Raw genomic sequence first — 17,337 nt, 5'->3', positions numbered from 1 at the left:
CAATAAAAAAGCACCCGAAGGTGCTGAATATGGAAATAAAAGCTTATTGGGCTTGAATCCACTTGTCTGCACGGTCACGTGCTTGACGAATTTGATCTTGGGTTAAGTTTGCCGCCAAGGCTGTTTTCTTGCCTTCAGAAAGCGTGATTACTTTATTGTCGAGCATGCCATCACGGGTTGAAAGCTCATACCATTGGTAAGCACCCATGTAGTTTTTCTTTTGCTCTTCCATCATGGCTAAGTTAAAGCTCGCGCGGTTATCACCACGGCTGGCTGCTTTTTCAAAGTATTGACGTGCTAAAGATTCATCTTTCTTGGTGCCTAGACCATCTGCAAGCATACGTCCCACATTCAGCTGAGCCGCCGAAAGACCTTGATCAGCAGCAGCTTTATACCAAGCAAAAGCCTGTCGTTCATCTGCAGCAATGTCTTTGCCTTGTTGGTACTTGGTTGCAAGATAGAACTGTGCAGCAGGCTGACCTGCTTTTGCCGCTTTAATTAAGCTATTGATATCCATAACAGAATATTGTGCAGCTTGACTCGCAACAGACGTGGTTGGGGAAACATAATCTGCATGAGCTTGAATGCTCAAAAGTCCAACCAGTAGTGTCGTGCTTAAGAATAGTTTTTTCATAGAGCGCTCACTCGATAAATTGCGACTTCACCAAACAAATTCGGGAGACGTTTACTGAGTAAACTATCTTGTTGATCCCCATTTACAGCGAGTCGATTAATAATTCTGATGTTATTTTCCGCACAAAGTGCTTCAAAGTCACGGAAAGTACATAAGTGGATATTGGGTGTGTTATACCACATGTACGGCAAAGCTTCAGAAACGGGCATCATTCCTTTCAGTGCCAAGAAAGAACGGGTCTTCCAGTGGGCAAAGTTAGGAAATGTAATAATTGCCTGTTTCCCTACGCGCACCATATCACGTAATAAAACATCTGGTGCATCTACTGCTTGCAAGGCTTGTGCCATAACGACATAGTCAAAAGACTGGTCTGCAAAGCGGCTTAAACCCAAATTTAAGTCTTGTTGAATAATATTTAACCCGCGACTGACCGCAATTGCAATCTTTTCTTGATCAATTTCCAGTCCATATGCGCGAATATTGTGCTTTTTGCTCATATGAGCCAGTAATTCACCGTCGCCACAGCCTAAATCGAGTACGCTGGAATCAGGTTTGATCCATTTTTCTGCCAGTTGATGATCAATACGCATTACACAGCCTCCTGAGATGTTGCTTGAAGGTGTTCAGAACCGCCCAAAAATGCACGTAATGCTTTTACATACAAAGGAATCGGGAACAAGAACGAGTCATGACCTTGTTCAGCATCGATATCTAAATAGCTCACCGGTTTATGGTTGGTAATCAGCGCATCCACAATTTCTTGTGAACGTTGCGGGGTAAAACGCCAGTCAGTGGTAAAAGACACCACTAGGAACTGACACTTGGTCTGTGACATGGCTTTAACTAAAGACTGTTCATACTCACGAGAAGGATCAAAATAATCCAAAGCTTTGGTCATAATCAGGTAAGTGTTGGCGTCGAAATTCCGGCTGAACTGCTCACCTTGATAGCGCAAATAGCTTTCGACTTGGAACTCGACATCAAAACCATACATAAATTTGCCAGACTTTAAGTCGCGGCCAAATTTTTGCTTCATGGCTTCTTCAGATAGATAGGTAATATGACCGACCATGCGTGCCAAAATTAGGCCACGTTTGGGATAGCTATCATTTTCAAGGTAGCGACCATCATGGAAGTCTGGATCAGACAAAATTGACTGGCGTGCGACTTCGTTAAAGGCAATGTTCTGAGCAGACAGTTTCGGCGCACTGGCAATAATCACGCATTTTTGCAAACGATCAGGATAATCAACCGACCATTGCAAGGCTTGCATACCGCCCAGTGAACCGCCAATCACTGCGCTCCAGACTTGAATACCGAGATGATCGGATAAAATGGCTTGGGTTTTAACCCAGTCACGGACGGTGACTAAAGGAAAGTCAGGACCATAAGGACGGTTATCATTTTCAGGGTTTGGCGAAGTTGGCCCTGTTGAACCGCTACAGCCCCCAATATTGTTCAGTGCAACCACGAAAAATTTTGACGTATCAATCGCTTTGCCTGGGCCAATACAAGCATCCCACCACCCTGGTTTTTTATCGTCAGCATGGTGGTAACCTGCAGCATGATGATGGCCTGATAACGCATGGCAAATTAAAATCGCATTGGATTTATCTGCATTAAGCTCACCATAGGTTTCAACCATCAGTTCGTAACGAGGGAGAATACGACCGCATTCGAGCTCTAAAGGCTCTTCAAAAGTAAACTTTTGTGGACTAACGATACCCACGGAGTCAGCAGGAAAAGACACAGGAATAATTCGCCTTAAATCTTTGGGGTTAATAAACAAAAGGATACCACTTGAGGGTATCCTTCTAAAGTCATTTTAGTGCTAATTATTATTGCTAATACTTATACCGCAGCAGCAATCACTTGATCTGTGCTTAACACACCTTGATCAATTAAGCGGTTGGTACACGCAATGATCGCTTCGATAGATGAGGTCACAATGTTGTCATGGATACCCGCACCGAACGCAGATTTGCCTGTGCCTTTGACTTGTAATTCAACCAAAGCCAGTGCTTTTGCATTGGCACCCGAACTAATACCACGCTCTTCATAGCTCAAGACATCAATTGGTAACTGTAAAGCATCTAACATTGCAGAAATCGGGCCGTTGCCTTCACCACGTAATTGCTGCGTTTCACCATTCACTTCAACCTCAAGCTCAACCACTTGTTTGCCGTTGTTGTCATATAAACGGTAGTTTTTGGTCGAGTAATGCGTGTCTTTGGTGTTCACATACGTTTCTTTGAACAATTTCCAAATTTCTTGTGCGGTAATTTCAGTGCCTTCTTCATCGGTACGTTTTTGTACGGTTTGAGAGAATTCAATTTGGATACGGCGTGGCAAGACCACGTTGTAATTTGCTTCTAACAAGTAAGCAATACCGCCTTTACCTGACTGCGAGTTGACGCGGATTACAGCATCATAGTCGCGGCCCAAGTCTTTCGGGTCGATTGGTAAGTACGGCATATCCCAAATTTCTTCGTTCTTTTGGAACTCAAAGCCTTTTTTGATGGCATCTTGGTGTGAACCCGAGAATGCTGTGAAGACCAAGTCACCTGCATAAGGGTGGCGAGGGTGAACAGGCAAGCCTGTACATTCTTCTACCGTTGCAATAATTTCATTAATATTTGAGAAATCTAAGTTTGGTGCAACGCCTTGGGTATACATGTTCAAGGCAATTGCAGCAACATCGACATTACCTGTGCGTTCGCCATTACCAAACACACAACCTTCGACACGATCTGCACCCGCCATAATGGCCAACTCTGAGGCAGCAATCCCACAGCCACGGTCGTTGTGACAGTGCACAGAGATAATCACGCCATCACGACGTGCGATGTTACGGTGCATCCATTCAACTTGGTCTGCATAAACATTCGGTGTCGAAACTTCAACCGTAGCAGGTAAGTTTAAAATCACTTTGTTGCTTGGTGAAGCTTCCCAAATTTCAGTGACCGCATCACACACGTCTTTTGCAACGTCTAATTCGGTTGCAGAGAAACACTCAGGGCTGTATTGGAACACCCATTCGGTTTCAGGATATTGTGCTGCATATTCTTTCACTTTGCTTGCTGCATTGACTGCTAATTGCTTCGCACCAGCAACATCGACATTTAAGACTTTTTGACGGAAGGTTGGGGCATTTGAATTATAAATATGCACAATCGCACGTTTTGCACCGACTAAAGATTCAAAAGTACGTTGGATCAAATGATCACGTGCTTGAACCAAAACTTCAATGTATACGTCATCTGGAATATGACCTTCTTCGATCAATTTGCGGGTAAAGTCAAAGTCAATTTGAGATGCTGAAGGGAAACCGATTTCAATATTCTTGAATCCAATTTTCACCAACATTTGGAACATTTTAAATTTTTGTTCCATGTCCATCGGTTCAAAAATCGCTTGGTTACCATCACGTAGGTCAGTACTCATCCAAATAGGCGCTTTTGTAATTTCGTTGTTTGGCCATTGACGGTCTGGCAAGTCAACACGTTGGTACATGCGACGATATTTTTTACTTGGATCAGCCAACATCATGAGGTAACTCCTTACATAGTATGGGTTGCATTTGAGTGGGTAAGAAAAAGCAACCTACTATTGATATAGATTGTGTCTATGGTCTCTATTTACAAGGGAGTCTTCAGGGTGTTTGTAAACGTAAATAATTGATACGACTTAGATTTACCGTGAGTAACCTTGTAAGCTTATATTTAAGAGTTTAATCCAGTTCGACCGAAAAGATTTTTCTTTTTTTATGGCTTTTAGTCGTATCTGAAAAAATATTTCCCTTTAATTTGATATATAGGGGAAATATTTCCGTTTATTTTTGAGATGTGTTTAATCTTTTTCTTTATTTCACGAATTTAGTTTATTTCATTCGAATTTTTGAGGAGGTTATGAGAACTCTATGACCATATCTGTTTGGATAGACCAAAGAACTTACACCCAATTCAAAGTAAAATTTACAGTTCAGACCACATCCGTATGAGGTTGTGATAGATATTGGTGAGCTTCATAACTTCAGGATAAGTATCCCCATGATCTACTCGAAGTTGACGAATACTTTCATCTAAATTGAATAACATATGTCTTTTTTGATCTTCACGAATCAAGCTTTGTACCCAAAAGAAAGAAGCGAAACGTGTACCGCGAGTTATGCTACTAACTTCATGCAAGCTAGTAGAAGGGTAGAGTACAACATCACCTGCGGGTAATTTAACTTCATGGTAGCCATAGGTGTCTTCTATGACCAAATCGCCACCGTCATATTCTTCAGGTTCGCTCAAGAATAGTGTGCAAGAAAGATCAGTTCGGAGTTGTTGAGCTGTACCACGGATTAGGCGAATGGAGTTGTCGACATGAAAACCAAAGCTTTCATGTTCATCATAACGGTTAAAAAGTGGTGGAATAATTTGGTGTGGGAGAGCGGCAGCTTGAAAAACGGGATGTTTCCAAATGGCTTGAATGACTAAATCGCTTAAATGATGGGTTAACGGATCTTGTTCGGAGAGTTGTTGATTTTGTTTGACCGAGGCAGATAGAGTTCCTGCAGTCACTTTTCCTCCAACCCAGTCTGCTGTTTCCATCAATTGACGAAATTCAGCTACTTGCTCTTTTGATAATACATTTGGAATGTGATGAATCACAGAGAACATCCTTGATGTGGTTGTTATAAAAATAGCCTCTCGATGAGGCTATTTTAGTTTAAGTTAGATTATTTCCCTAAAGTTTTTGGAGATCAAACTTAGTATTTGAAGTTGATTGCCAATACCGCATTGCGACCATTACCTTCAAATGCATAGTGTGCTGCATGTGCACTGGTAAAGTATTGTTTGTCAGAAATGTTATTCACATTTAATTGAACGTTTACATTACGGTTTATATCATATTTCGCCATTGCATTGTAAATGGTATAAGTCGGTAGAAACTTAGGTGCAGTTGTATTTACATAAACTTGGTCACGGTATTCAGCACCAGCGCCCAATGTTAACTTTGGTAACACTCGGTATGTTGACCATAAAGTTGCGCTGTTTTTCGCCACAAATGGAAGTGGTTTACCTTCTTGAGCAATTGCATTGTAAGCAGCTTTGGTGATTTCGCTATCTAGATAGCTATACCCTGTAGCTACTTCCCACTTGTCGGTAATTTTACCGTTTAAGCTTACTTCAAATCCATCAACTTTACTTTCCCCCGCATTTGCAGTCGTCGTCGAGTCAATTTGGATACGTGTATTCTGCTTTTCGGTACGGAAAATAGCAGCAGTCAAGTTGGCACGATTATTAAATAAGTCCCATTTGGTTCCAATTTCAAAAGTACGTGCTTCTTCAGGTTTAAGGCTGTTAATAATATCAGTTGTGCCTAAGGCATTGTCACTGCTGTCACCTTCTGCTAATACCCCTACTGGGTTCGCAGAAGTTGCAAAACTGGTGTAAATACTACCATTTTCAGTTGGTTTGTAGACTAAGCCTGCTTGATAGGTGAAAAAGTCTGAGTCACTTTCGTATTTTGTACCTTTAGGAATGCTAATTGTTGAGTTGTAAGCACCAGCAGTTGTTCCGTAGACATCTTTATTATATTTTTTCTCAGTTTCAAATTTGTCCCAACGGACACCTAAGCTTAAGAGCCATTGTGGATTAAATTCAATACTGTCTAAAGCATATACAGACATCGTTTCACTACGCGTAGTGGACTGTCCTTTAATGCTGCCCATAGTATCGGTAAAGAGACCATTGTTTGGGTTGTTTAGACTAGTACACCAACCATTAAGAGCTGCAGCAGTTGAATTACATGAGTTGATATTAGACGTTAAAATAGTAGAGGTTGTTTGTCCTGCTGCATTGGTAAATGTATGCATTCCTTGATCGGTTTCTTGTAAGCTCCATTCGGTTCCTACATTAAACGAGTGTTGCAAAGCACCAGTATTGAATTTACCGCGCAATGATAATTGGTCGCTATACGCATCAGTATCCAAAATACGGGTTAGAGCACGACGCGCAACAGTTCCTCTGTAGATATTCCCTTTTGAGTCATCGGCATTGGTATAAACATAATCAGATTTAGATTTGTTATAGGTAGCAATATTAGACAACGTCAAATCTTCATTCAGATCATGTTCTAACTTCAATGTTGCAATTTGATTTTCGCGCTTATCAAAATCACGAGCTTTCCAGCCGTAGTAGGTACCCGCTTTAACGCTAACTGGTTTACCATCGCCTGGTGTTACTGTTACGCCAGCTGGCGGGGTGCTTGGGTTTGCATTATTAAATGGAATACCCGCATCTGGTTCATCATTGCTACGTAAATAGTAATAACCAACAGAGCCACGTGTATCAGAACCAAGACCAAAAGCTAGATTTGTTGCAATACCTGCACGAGCATATTCAGCACCGTCATGTTGTCCTGCTTTTTCATTTTCATGACCCATGACTACAATGCGACCAGCCATTCCGTTGCCGAAATCTTTATTCGCATCGAGTTGAATGTGGCGATAGTTATCGGTGCCACCTTGTACGCTACCTTGGTAAGCATCGCCTTCATGTGCAACTTTAGGAATGAGATTGATACTGCCGCCGACACTACCACCACCGCCAAGAGCAGAAGAAGAGCCTTTAATAACTTCAACTTGTTCGATTGCGAACATATCTCGACTTTGTGATGTCGTATTGCGGACTCCATCGACATAAATAGATGATTGACCACTATATCCACGAATGTAAGGCATATCCGTAAATGGTGTACCACCTTCACCAGCACCTAAAGTGATACCAGGCTCATAACGTAATGCTTCTAATAGCGTATTTGAATTGGTTTCTTTGAGTAATTTTTGAGAAAGAACAGAAACAGATTTTGGTGTGTCGAGTAGGGGAGCAACGAACTTGCTGTTTGCAGATTTGTCTACTTTCAAACTTTGTTCTGCTGCCGCTTCCGTGTGAATTGTTTCTAATTGCGCGATTTGATCTTGCGCAACAGCATTGACTGCAACTACAGAGAGAGTTGAAGCGATTGCTGAAGAAACCAGCTTTTTACGTGTTTTGATGAAGGCCATAACGAATCTAGTTCTAGCGTTGTAAATTAGTATGCGAATAATAATGATTCTTATTTTTTGTAGCATAACTATTACATTGGAATTGTCGATGCTTAGATATATTTGCGTAGAAAAAATAAATGTAATAATATAATAAAATCAACATATTTAATTGATTTTTATATCTATTGGAAAAGTAGATTGTATTTTTGTAATATTATTGAAATTTAGAATCTATATTTTTATCAGTCATATTTTTGAAAATGTCTGATGAATATGAAGGAATTGTATTGGATCTATATGCTCCATGTAGCTTCTCAAAAAACCTGCCGAAGCAGGTTTTTTACATGATGCTAAGTATCATTAGAAATCATAAGAAATGGATAGCCAGTAGTTACGACCAGGTAAATAGGTTCCTTCTGAGCTTCTGCCAATAGATAAATATTTATAGGCTTGCTGAACATTGCCGTTGGTATCGACATAATCCATATACTCGGTAAAGTCTTTATCTAATAGATTATTTACAGCGGCATTGATGCGGACATGATGATTTAATTGATAGCTTGTCCCTAAATTGAATAGGTTGTAAGCAGAAAATTTATTGTCTGTATGTCGTTCAATACTAATTTCTCCGCCAGTTGGTGTTGCTAGATAGCGAGGACGGCCTGACTGATATTCGTGTTGTAACCAGACATCAAGGCGATCATTAATATGCCAAGTCGATGTTAGGTTAAATAAGTGTTTCGCCGTTGACTCAAGCGCATAACCTTTATTTGCACCTTTAGTGATTTCAGATTCGGTAAAAGTATAGGCCGCTTTGACATCCCACTCGGGAATGATTTGATATTTAAGCGATGTTTCTAAGCCATAAATTTCTGCTTCATCGGCATTGAAACTTTTGCTATAAGAAGTCACATTGCTATTGAAGTTTGAGCAATCATTGGTTGCACATGAAAAATTCCTAGACACAATCTTGTCTTCGACGACATTAAAAAATGCAGTAGCATTAAAGTCTAAAGTATCTGTAGGTTGATAGTTTAAACCGAGTTCGTAGTTAACAGATGTCTCTGGTTTTAAGTCCGGATTACCAAGGCTTGGTGTTGTACCTTGACCGCTATAGCCAATAATACCGTTGTATAAGTCCTTGGCTGATGGTGTTTTATAACCTGTACTTACACCACCTTTAAGCGTTAAAGCATCCGTTGTATTCCATACTAGGTATGCACGTGGACTAAAGTGACCACCAAATCCTGAATGATCTTCATAACGACCACCGAAAGTGAAATGTAAGTTATCTAATAAACTCCATTCATCTTCTGCATAGACTGACCATGTATCTTGGGTAAATTCTTTGCCCATACCTGCAATATCGTCAGCAATAGTGACATCTTTATATTCTGTACCCACAGTGAGTTTATGGTTCGCAATTGGAGCAACCAAATGTGAATCAAAAACTAAATCTGTATTTTCTAAGGTGCGTGGTAGGCCTGCTAAAGTAGGGAAGGCATCAGTTGGAATAGTACGACCTTTGGTCTCAGTTTTATTTTGACTAATGTACGTTTTCCATTGACCAAAATCGTAATTACCATCGTGTCCTGCTGAGATTTGCACACGATTGAACTCTAACTCATCTTCATAGCCTGCAATGCCACCACGGCTAAAAAAGTTACCTAATCGCTGGTCAGAGTTGTCATAGGTTTGGTTTGAAGTAAAACCATCAACCCAGAAAGAGTTTTTATCATCTAATGTAAATTGTAATTTTCCACCGATATCATAGTTTTCAGCTTTGCTTGGGCGTGGGTCGCGAGAGGTTGAGCCCGCCACAATGCGTTCTGAACGTTGACGGTCCAAATAACTCCCGCGGAGTTGTAAGCCTAAACGATCATGCATGATTGGGCCATTCAAGACAAAACTGGTTTTCCATGAGTCAGCTTCAGCATTACTTTCCATGACATTGCCACTGACAGTGACGTTACCATTCCATTCATTACTTATTTTTTTGGTAATGATGTTAATCACACCACCCATCGCTTCGGAACCATAGCGTGTTGCCATTGGTCCGCGGATGACTTCAATACGTTCAATAGAGGCTAAAGGTGGTAAAAAACCATTTGATGTTTCGCCAAAGCCGTTTGGAGTGACATCTGATGAGGTGGTTTGGCGGCGACCATCAATTAAAATCAGGCTATAGTCATTGCCTAGGCCACGCATTTTGATATTCAATCCTGATGTTTTTCCCACACCAGAACGAACGTCAATACCCGGCACATCAGCCAATAGGTCGGCAATGCTGGTCGCATTTTTCTTTTCTATATCTTCTTTAGTCACGACACTAATAGATGCAGGTGCATTTTTAATATCTTGTTCAAAACCCGCAGCTGAAACCACAATGGTGGAAAGCTGATGTGGCGATGAGTCTTCAGTTGTTGTTTCTGCGAAAACAGGAGTGGTGATTGCCCCAAGCAATGCCAATGAAAGAGGGTGTAGATTAAACTTACTCATAACTAGAGTTCCAATGATGGACGAGAAAAAAATTGAAAAAAGCGATCAAAGTTGATGCAAATATTAATGGTAATATTTATCATTTGCAACAAAAAGCCATAAAAAATATAATACTTTGCGCTTAATCAGTAGCGATTTAAAAATATTCAAAATAAAAAATGATAAATGAAGAAAAAAATATGTGGTTTCAATCGGGTGTTTTGTATATCGTTCAATGTTGTCATATAATGTGGCACTTTTTAAAATTGTTCTTACCAAAAGATTGAGGAAGCCATGCAAGTAACTTCTGAAGCGGTTTCGGGTGTTACCCGTCGTTTAAATGTATCTGTACCGACGAGCCGTGTTAACGAGCAGTTCGAAGCTCGCTTAAAACGCACTGCTAAAACTGTGAAGATCAACGGCTTCCGTCCAGGTAAAGTGCCAGTAAATGTTGTTCGTCGTGAATATGGCGCGGGTATCTATCAAGAAGTCGTAAGCGACATTATTCGTGACACAGTATTTGAAGCGATCCAACAAGAAAAAATCAATGCTGTTGGCATGCCAAACATTGAAAAATCTGAATTAAAAGACGACGCGCTTGTATACGAAGCGACTGTTGAAGTTTATCCAGAAGTTAACGTGAAATTTGATGGTTTAGAAGTTGAACGTAAAGCATCTGAAGTAAACGACAAAGACGTTGACCAGATGATTGAAAACCTTCAAAAGCAACGTGCTTCTTGGACTGAAACAAAAGGCATGGCTAAAAAAGACATGCAAGTCACTTTTGACTTTGAAGGTTCTGTAGATGGTGAGAAGTTTGAAGGCGGTTCTGCTGAAGACTTTAAACTTGTTTTAGGTTCAGGTCGTATGATTCCTGGCTTCGAAGACGGCATCGTCGGCATGAAGAAAGGCGAAGAGAAAGTGATTGATGTTACTTTCCCTGAAGACTACCAAGCTGAAAACCTTGCAGGCAAAGCTGCACAATTCAAAATCACTGTGAAGCTTGTTGAAAAGCAAAAACTTCCTGAAGTTGATGCTGAATTCCTTCAAATTTTTGGTCTAACTGAAGAAGAAGGCGTTGAAAAATTAAAAGCTGACGTTCGTAAAAACATGGAACGTGAAGTGAAAAATGGTCTACGTAACCAAGTGAAGGGTGCTACTTTTGATGCGCTTGTTGCTGCAAACGAAGTTGAACTTCCTGCATCTATGGTTGCTCAAGAAGTTGACCGTCAACGTCAACAAATGATTCAACAGTTCACACAGCAGTTTGGTGCTCAAGGTGCGAAAGCATTTGACTCAAGCATGCTTCCAGATGAATTATTCAAAGAACAAGCTGAAAAATCTGTAAAATTAGGCGTATTGGTAAGCAAAGTTTTAGCTGATGCTAAAATCGAAGTAGATCAAGCACGTGTTGATGCTTACATCGAAGATATGGCTTCTTCTTATGAAGATCCAGCTGAAGTGATTGAATACTTCAAAAATGACAAACAACAACGTTCCCAAATCGAAGCTGTTGTGTTAGAAGACCAGGTGGTTGATCACATTTTAGCGTCTGCTAAAGTAACAGATACTGCTGTAAGCTACGAAGACTTATTGAAAGAGCAACAAGCTCGTCAACAAGGCTAAGTTTAGCTAAAGTAAAAAAGGCGCATTGAGCGCCTTTTTTATTGTGATCTAGGTTTGTAAAAGGCCTTGCGTTCACAAAGCTTATGCAAAAAATATCTGTTATTTACTTGGGAATATTTTGCATTTTCAGCAATTATCCCTCATATTGTGACTATGAGTTGAGTAACAAAAAATTTAGGAATAAGTAAACGTATGTATATTCCAACTATCGATAATGCCTTAGTTCCAATGGTTGTAGAACAGTCATCTCGCGGTGAACGTTCATTTGACATTTATTCACGTCTTTTGCGTGAACGCGTCATTTTTATGACTGGTGAAGTTGAAGATAACATGGCGAATTTGATTGTCGCACAAATGTTGTTTTTAGAAGCGGAAAATCCAGATAAAGATATTCATCTTTATATTAACTCACCAGGTGGTTCAGTGACTGCTGGTATGGCGATTTACGATACCATGCAATTTATTAAACCCGATGTTGTGACCTACTGTATGGGTCAAGCAGCATCAATGGGGGCTTTCTTGTTGAATGCAGGTGCGAAAGGTAAACGTTATTGCCTTGAAAATGCACGTGTCATGATCCATCAACCGTTAGGCGGTTTCCGTGGTCAGGCATCTGATATTGAAATTCATGCACGTGAAATTCTGTTCATTAAAGAACGTTTAAACCGTTTAATGGCAGAGCACAGTGGTCAAGACTATGAAACTGTGGCACGTGATACTGACCGTGATAACTTTATGACAGCGCAAGCTGCAAAAGAGTATGGTCTCGTGGACGAAGTGTTATCTAAACGTCCATAAGTTTTAAAAGTTTAAAATTGGAGTGAATATGTCCGAACATCCTCAAGGACAAAAGCATTGTTCATTTTGCGGTAAAACGCAGTCTGAGGTCGGGAAACTGATTGCAGGCGAGGACGCGTACATCTGTAATGAATGTGTGGACGTATGCTTAGACTTGGTGCAAACCAGTCAACAAGTTGAGTCGGGTGACTGGGCTGCAAAACCATTGCCTAAACCTCAAGAAATTCGTGCGGCACTAGATCAATATGTCATTGGTCAAGATGTGGCAAAGAAAACCTTGTCAGTTGCTGTCTATAACCACTATAAACGTCTTAAAGCGACACATGGTGGCCATAAACATGACGATGCTGTTGAAATTGCAAAAAGTAATATCTTATTGGTAGGGCCAACAGGTTCAGGTAAAACCTTGCTTGCGCAAACCATGGCACGTCTCCTCGATGTTCCTTTTGCTATGGCTGATGCAACGACACTTACCGAAGCAGGCTATGTCGGTGAAGATGTTGAAAACATTGTACAAAAGCTTCTACAAAAAGCAGATTACGATGTAGAGAAAGCGCAAAAAGGTATTATCTATATCGACGAAATCGACAAGATTACCCGTAAGTCTGAAAATCCGTCGATCACGCGTGATGTGTCGGGTGAAGGCGTACAACAAGCTTTACTGAAAATGATCGAAGGTACGGTTGCCTCTATTCCACCTCAAGGGGGGCGTAAGCATCCGCAGCAAGAATTTATTCAAATTGATACTTCAAATATCTTGTTCATCTGTGGTGGAGCATTCTCGGGTCTTGAGAAAATCGTACAACAGCGTCAAGAAAAAGGCGGCATCGGCTTCACTGCTGAAGTGAAAAAGAAAGATGAAGGCAAGAAATTGTCTGATTTGTTCCGTCAAGTTGAGGCGACAGATTTGGTGAAATTTGGTCTGATTCCAGAATTTATTGGTCGTTTACCTGTAATTGCGACTTTGGAAGAGTTGGATGAAGAAGCTTTGATGCAAATTCTGACTGAGCCGAAGAATGCATTGACACGTCAATACCAACATTTGTTTGATATGGAAAATGTTGATTTGGTTTTTGAAGACTCAGCACTACGCGCTGTGGCGAAAAAAGCGCTAGATCGCAATACGGGTGCACGTGGCTTACGTTCTATTTTGGAAAATACGCTGCTTGAAACCATGTATGATTTGCCAAGTCGTACCGATGTTGGTACGGTTGTGGTGAATGAAGACGTGATTAACGGCACGGCTGCGCCATTATTTAAGCCGGAGCGTTTGCCAAGAATTGAACAGAAAGATACAGCTAAAGTTGATTTAAAAGTGATTAATTCAAAGTCCGCTTAAGTTGTTATTCATCTGAAACGTGTGAAAATCGAGTGTTTTCACACGTTTTTTTATATTCAAAAAAAAGAGGGAGTGCTACTCTGCATCAATAGGCTGGGATGCCTAGATTAAAACTAAAAATTCAGTATCAAAATAAAAAATACGCCGTGAGGAACAGTCATGCGTGCAATGATGATTACGCTTTTAAGCAGTTTAATTTTATTGGGTTGTCATGGAAAAGCGACAGTTGAACAACCTGAACTAACATCAACCCTCAACCATGAGGTTGATTTTGATCACGACCCTGGCATGATTGAGCAGTATCGTATTGGGGTGTTTAGCGTAGGTGGTTGGGTCAATCAAAAATTAGGACAGCGTTTTCAGCGTGTTCAACCTCAACATGAACAAGCAGCGATCGTCTATCTATACCGTCCAGATTCAAAATGGAACCGTCAAGAAATTGTGGCTTCGAGCTTATTTATCAATAAAGAACGTATTCCAAGCCTGCTGAACAATCATTACTATTGGGTCGAATTGCCCGCGGGGACTTATCGTTTATCGAGTAGTCGGCCTTTGGGCATTAATCATTTCCAAAAGCCAAAATATCTCGATTTTAGCGTAGAAGCGGGGCAGTCTTATTTCATCAAGTATGATGAAGAGAACTTGGCTACCAGACGAGAGGTTGCAGGGCCTTTGGCGATCATACCTGAAAAAATTGCGATTCAGGAAATTGCATTTACCCAGTTAAAGTCCAACAGTTATAACTTTGTAGCTGAAGATCAACACACGGGTGAGTTACGAAAGAAAGCGCAAAAACTTAAGCCTACAAAATATGACCCAGATGAAGATGTTCAACTGATGAAGCCGTTTAAGCTGTGGAATCCTTTAACCTGGTAAGTGAGCTATTGTGCTTTTTTGGCTTGTTCAAATAATGGGGTCAGGGTCTTTTCAATTTGACGATTCATTTCTAGCTGAATAGCTGGATCTTGCATCATTTCAGCAGACATGGCGATGCTATTACGCATGATTTCACTCATCATTTTGCTGCTTTTTTTATTGATAGACTGGCCTAGAGGTGTTTCGAGGAACTGAATGTTGGCTAACACTTCCTCTTCGGTAAAGGTCTGCATATAGACATTTTTAAGCATTTGCATAAATTTTGGATCAGAAATCAATTTGCTGCTAAATGATGCTGTGATTTCAGCGATTTGCTTGGCTGCTTTTTGTTGTTCAGCATTGAGTGTGGAGGTTTTAAAAATATTCTTAATAATTTCTTCGGCTTGTTGGTCATAGACAGGGCGCATCTCTTGCTGAGACTGCGCTAAAGTGCCTTTAATATCGCCGAGTTTGAGCGCCTTTTCTACCGATGCTTCGGTTGCGGGTTTTGCAAAAGAAGCTGTGCTGAGGACACATAAGGCGATGCCGTAAAGCATGTGATTTAATTTTTTCATTGTTGGTCTATATCTTTTGATTAAGTCTATAAAAATAGGTAAAAAAATACCCTTAACATGACCTTAGCATGTTAAGGGTATTCAAAAAAGTAAAACTTAAGTTTTAGCCAGCTGCAGCATCAACTACTGGAATTTTACCAATTTTGGCTTGCCAAATTTTTGGTGCTGTTGCGTGAATAGAGGTACCATTCACATCAACTGCGACTGATACAGGCATGTCTTTCACTACAAACTTGTAAATTGCTTCCATACCCAAGTCAGCAAAAGCAACCACTTCAGCTTCACGAATCGCTTTAGACACAAGGTAAGCTGCGCCGCCCACAGCCATTAAGTAAGTCGCTTTGTTGTCTTTGATTGCTTCAACAGCAGCAGGACCACGGTCTGCTTTACCGATCATGCCGAACATACCGGTTGCTTCAAGTACTTGACGTGTGAACTTGTCCATACGTGTTGCTGTTGTTGGGCCAGCAGGACCAACCACTTCATCACCGACTGGATCTACAGGGCCAACGTAGTAAATGAATTTACCTTTTAAGTCGACAGGAAGCTCTTCACCATTGTTCAACATGTCGACCATGCGTTTGTGTGCAGCATCACGACCCGTATAAATGGTACCGTTTAGAAGTAAGGTGTCGCCTGGTTGCCAAGCGTTCATTTCTTCTTGGGTAATGGTGTCGAGGTCAACGCGTTTAGAGGTTGATGAATCCCAAGTGACAGATGGATAGTCTTCCAGTTTTGGTGCTTGAATGTGTGCAACACCTGTACCATCAAGTTGGAAGTGCGCGTGACGAGTCGCTGCACAGTTTGGAATCATACCGACTGGTTTGCCCGCAGCGTGACATGGGTAATCTTTAATTTTAATGTCTAGAACTGTGGTTAAGCCACCTAGACCTTGCGCGCCAATGCCGAGTGCGTTTACTTTTTCGAAGATTTCCATACGAAGTTCTTCGATTTTATTTTCAGGTCCACGACGAAGTAATTCGTCCATGTTGATTTCTTCCATGAGCGATTCTTTTGCAAGCATCATGGCTTTTTCAGCAGTACCACCAATACCAATACCCAACATTCCTGGTGGACACCAACCTGCACCCATGGTTGGAACAGTTTTGAGTACCCAATCCACGATTGAGTCGGATGGGTTAAGCATCGCCAGTTTAGATTTGTTTTCTGAACCACCACCTTTTGCTGCAACAGTAATATCCACTTTGTTGCCTGGAACAAGTTTGTGATAGATCACAGCAGGGGTGTTGTCTTTGGTATTTTTACGACCAAAAGCTGGGTCAGCCAATACAGAAGCACGCAGTACGTTGGAGTTTTCTAAGTAACCTTGACGTACACCTTCGTTGATTGCATCGTCTAAGCTCATGGTTAAATCAAATTTAACATCCATGCCCACTTCAACGAATACGTTGACGATACCTGTATCTTGACAGATCGGGCGGTGGCCCTCTGCGCACATACGCGAGTTAATTAAGATTTGCGCGATCGCATCCTTCGCAGCTTTGTTCTCTTCACGATCATACGCACGGCTCATCGCTTGGATAAAGTCTTGTGGGTGATAGTAAGAAATGAACTGAAGCGCGTCTTTGACCGATGTGATCAAATCATCTTGCTTGATAATAGTGGTCATACAAATATCTCTTGAGCGGGCTGATAGCTAGCGGGCTAAATTATAAGACAAAATGCCGATGTTGTGGATGTTTTACGCAGCCTTTGGGCGAAAGTTTAATAGTTGAACAAAATTGACCAGAAAATGAGGTTATAAACGATTGTAAATATGACAAAAATGCCTAAGTTGAAAGAAATATTTCACATTTAAATTCGGATTATGAATATGATTTTATTCTTAAGATATTGAATATAATGGAAAAATAATAATATTTGAAATATGACAGCATTGTCATAAAGTTGTCATAAAACTTTCGCATAATGCATTCATCAAAGAATAGGACATCGAACATGTTGACAGGTTTAGTGATGGCTGCGGGCTTTT

13 protein-coding genes are annotated in these 17,337 nt (G+C 40.8%); 4 read left to right on the top strand and 9 right to left on the bottom strand.

The annotated features are described in order from the left end of the window. Positions 1–43: 43 nt before the first annotated feature. The 7 genes from CDG62_RS16880 to CDG62_RS16850 form a co-directional block, all read right to left on the bottom strand. The gene (locus CDG62_RS16880; protein WP_086209946.1) at positions 44–634 is read right to left on the bottom strand and encodes a tetratricopeptide repeat protein; all 591 of its coding nucleotides are present in this window, start codon (positions 632–634) and stop codon (positions 44–46) included. Continuing rightward, positions 631–1,224, bottom strand: a complete 594-nt coding sequence (gene metW, locus CDG62_RS16875; protein WP_087527641.1) for a methionine biosynthesis protein MetW — start codon at positions 1,222–1,224, stop codon at positions 631–633. The genes CDG62_RS16880 and metW overlap by 4 nt, the downstream gene beginning before the upstream one ends. Next, on the bottom strand, positions 1,224–2,384 hold the full coding sequence (metX, locus tag CDG62_RS16870) for a homoserine O-succinyltransferase MetX (RefSeq protein ID WP_058868904.1): 1,161 nt from the start codon (positions 2,382–2,384) through the stop codon (positions 1,224–1,226). Before metX ends, metW begins: the two co-directional genes overlap by 1 nt. 101 nt (positions 2,385–2,485) lie before the next feature. Next, complete coding sequence (gene leuA, locus CDG62_RS16865) at positions 2,486–4,183, bottom strand: 2-isopropylmalate synthase (RefSeq protein WP_087527640.1); 1,698 nt, start codon at positions 4,181–4,183, stop codon at positions 2,486–2,488. Between the two features lie 425 nt (positions 4,184–4,608). Then, positions 4,609–5,292, bottom strand: a complete 684-nt coding sequence (locus tag CDG62_RS16860) for a Fe2+-dependent dioxygenase (protein ID WP_213070683.1) — start codon at positions 5,290–5,292, stop codon at positions 4,609–4,611. A gap of 98 nt (positions 5,293–5,390) precedes the next feature. Beyond that, positions 5,391–7,691, bottom strand: coding sequence for a TonB-dependent receptor (locus tag CDG62_RS16855; RefSeq protein ID WP_087527638.1), 2,301 nt, complete (start codon positions 7,689–7,691; stop codon positions 5,391–5,393). 342 nt (positions 7,692–8,033) lie between these two features. Then, on the bottom strand, positions 8,034–10,172 hold the full coding sequence (locus CDG62_RS16850) for a TonB-dependent receptor domain-containing protein (protein ID WP_087527637.1): 2,139 nt from the start codon (positions 10,170–10,172) through the stop codon (positions 8,034–8,036). A gap of 273 nt (positions 10,173–10,445) precedes the next feature. Between CDG62_RS16850 and tig the strand changes: the two genes are divergently transcribed. The 4 genes from tig (at position 10,446) to CDG62_RS16830 (ending at position 14,790) form a co-directional block, all read left to right on the top strand. Next, complete coding sequence (tig, locus tag CDG62_RS16845; RefSeq protein WP_087527636.1) at positions 10,446–11,777, top strand: trigger factor; 1,332 nt, start codon at positions 10,446–10,448, stop codon at positions 11,775–11,777. A gap of 192 nt (positions 11,778–11,969) precedes the next feature. After that, the gene (gene clpP / locus CDG62_RS16840) at positions 11,970–12,575 is read left to right on the top strand and encodes an ATP-dependent Clp endopeptidase proteolytic subunit ClpP (RefSeq protein ID WP_004692427.1); all 606 of its coding nucleotides are present in this window, start codon (positions 11,970–11,972) and stop codon (positions 12,573–12,575) included. Between the two features lie 28 nt (positions 12,576–12,603). Beyond that, positions 12,604–13,914, top strand: a complete 1,311-nt coding sequence (gene clpX, locus CDG62_RS16835; protein WP_087527635.1) for an ATP-dependent protease ATP-binding subunit ClpX — start codon at positions 12,604–12,606, stop codon at positions 13,912–13,914. 159 nt (positions 13,915–14,073) lie between these two features. Beyond that, positions 14,074–14,790, top strand: a complete 717-nt coding sequence (locus CDG62_RS16830) for a DUF2846 domain-containing protein (protein ID WP_087527634.1) — start codon at positions 14,074–14,076, stop codon at positions 14,788–14,790. Between the two features lie 5 nt (positions 14,791–14,795). Here the strand turns inward: CDG62_RS16830 and CDG62_RS16825 are convergent, their stop codons facing one another. After that, positions 14,796–15,344 carry a DUF2059 domain-containing protein gene (locus tag CDG62_RS16825; RefSeq protein WP_087527633.1) on the bottom strand — a complete coding sequence of 183 codons (549 nt, stop codon included), beginning with the start codon at positions 15,342–15,344 and terminating at the stop codon, positions 14,796–14,798. A 103-nt stretch (positions 15,345–15,447) separates the two neighbouring features. After that, the gene (locus CDG62_RS16820) at positions 15,448–16,974 is read right to left on the bottom strand and encodes a fumarate hydratase (RefSeq protein ID WP_004692421.1); all 1,527 of its coding nucleotides are present in this window, start codon (positions 16,972–16,974) and stop codon (positions 15,448–15,450) included. Between the last annotated feature and the right edge of the window lie 363 nt (positions 16,975–17,337).

Source organism: Acinetobacter sp. WCHA55 (assembly GCF_002165305.2).
In the GTDB taxonomy this organism is placed as follows: domain Bacteria; phylum Pseudomonadota; class Gammaproteobacteria; order Pseudomonadales; family Moraxellaceae; genus Acinetobacter.
Note: the sequence above shows the minus strand (reverse complement) of the source record. Positions and strands in the feature narration are given on the sequence as shown.

What these genes read in the sequence shown, in the direction of transcription:
- CDG62_RS16820 (WP_004692421.1), bottom strand. Translation starts at nt 16,974, where the DNA reads ATGACCACTATTATCAAGCAAGATGATTTGATCACATCGGTCAAAGAC.
- CDG62_RS16830 (WP_087527634.1), top strand. Translation starts at nt 14,074, where the DNA reads ATGCGTGCAATGATGATTACGCTTTTAAGCAGTTTAATTTTATTGGGT.
- CDG62_RS16825 (WP_087527633.1), bottom strand. Translation starts at nt 15,344, where the DNA reads ATGAAAAAATTAAATCACATGCTTTACGGCATCGCCTTATGTGTCCTC.
- clpP (WP_004692427.1), top strand. Translation starts at nt 11,970, where the DNA reads ATGTATATTCCAACTATCGATAATGCCTTAGTTCCAATGGTTGTAGAA.
- CDG62_RS16880 (WP_086209946.1), bottom strand. Translation starts at nt 634, where the DNA reads ATGAAAAAACTATTCTTAAGCACGACACTACTGGTTGGACTTTTGAGC.
- CDG62_RS16855 (WP_087527638.1), bottom strand. Translation starts at nt 7,691, where the DNA reads ATGGCCTTCATCAAAACACGTAAAAAGCTGGTTTCTTCAGCAATCGCT.
- clpX (WP_087527635.1), top strand. Translation starts at nt 12,604, where the DNA reads ATGTCCGAACATCCTCAAGGACAAAAGCATTGTTCATTTTGCGGTAAA.
- leuA (WP_087527640.1), bottom strand. Translation starts at nt 4,183, where the DNA reads ATGATGTTGGCTGATCCAAGTAAAAAATATCGTCGCATGTACCAACGT.
- CDG62_RS16850 (WP_087527637.1), bottom strand. Translation starts at nt 10,172, where the DNA reads ATGAGTAAGTTTAATCTACACCCTCTTTCATTGGCATTGCTTGGGGCA.
- metW (WP_087527641.1), bottom strand. Translation starts at nt 1,224, where the DNA reads ATGCGTATTGATCATCAACTGGCAGAAAAATGGATCAAACCTGATTCC.
- tig (WP_087527636.1), top strand. Translation starts at nt 10,446, where the DNA reads ATGCAAGTAACTTCTGAAGCGGTTTCGGGTGTTACCCGTCGTTTAAAT.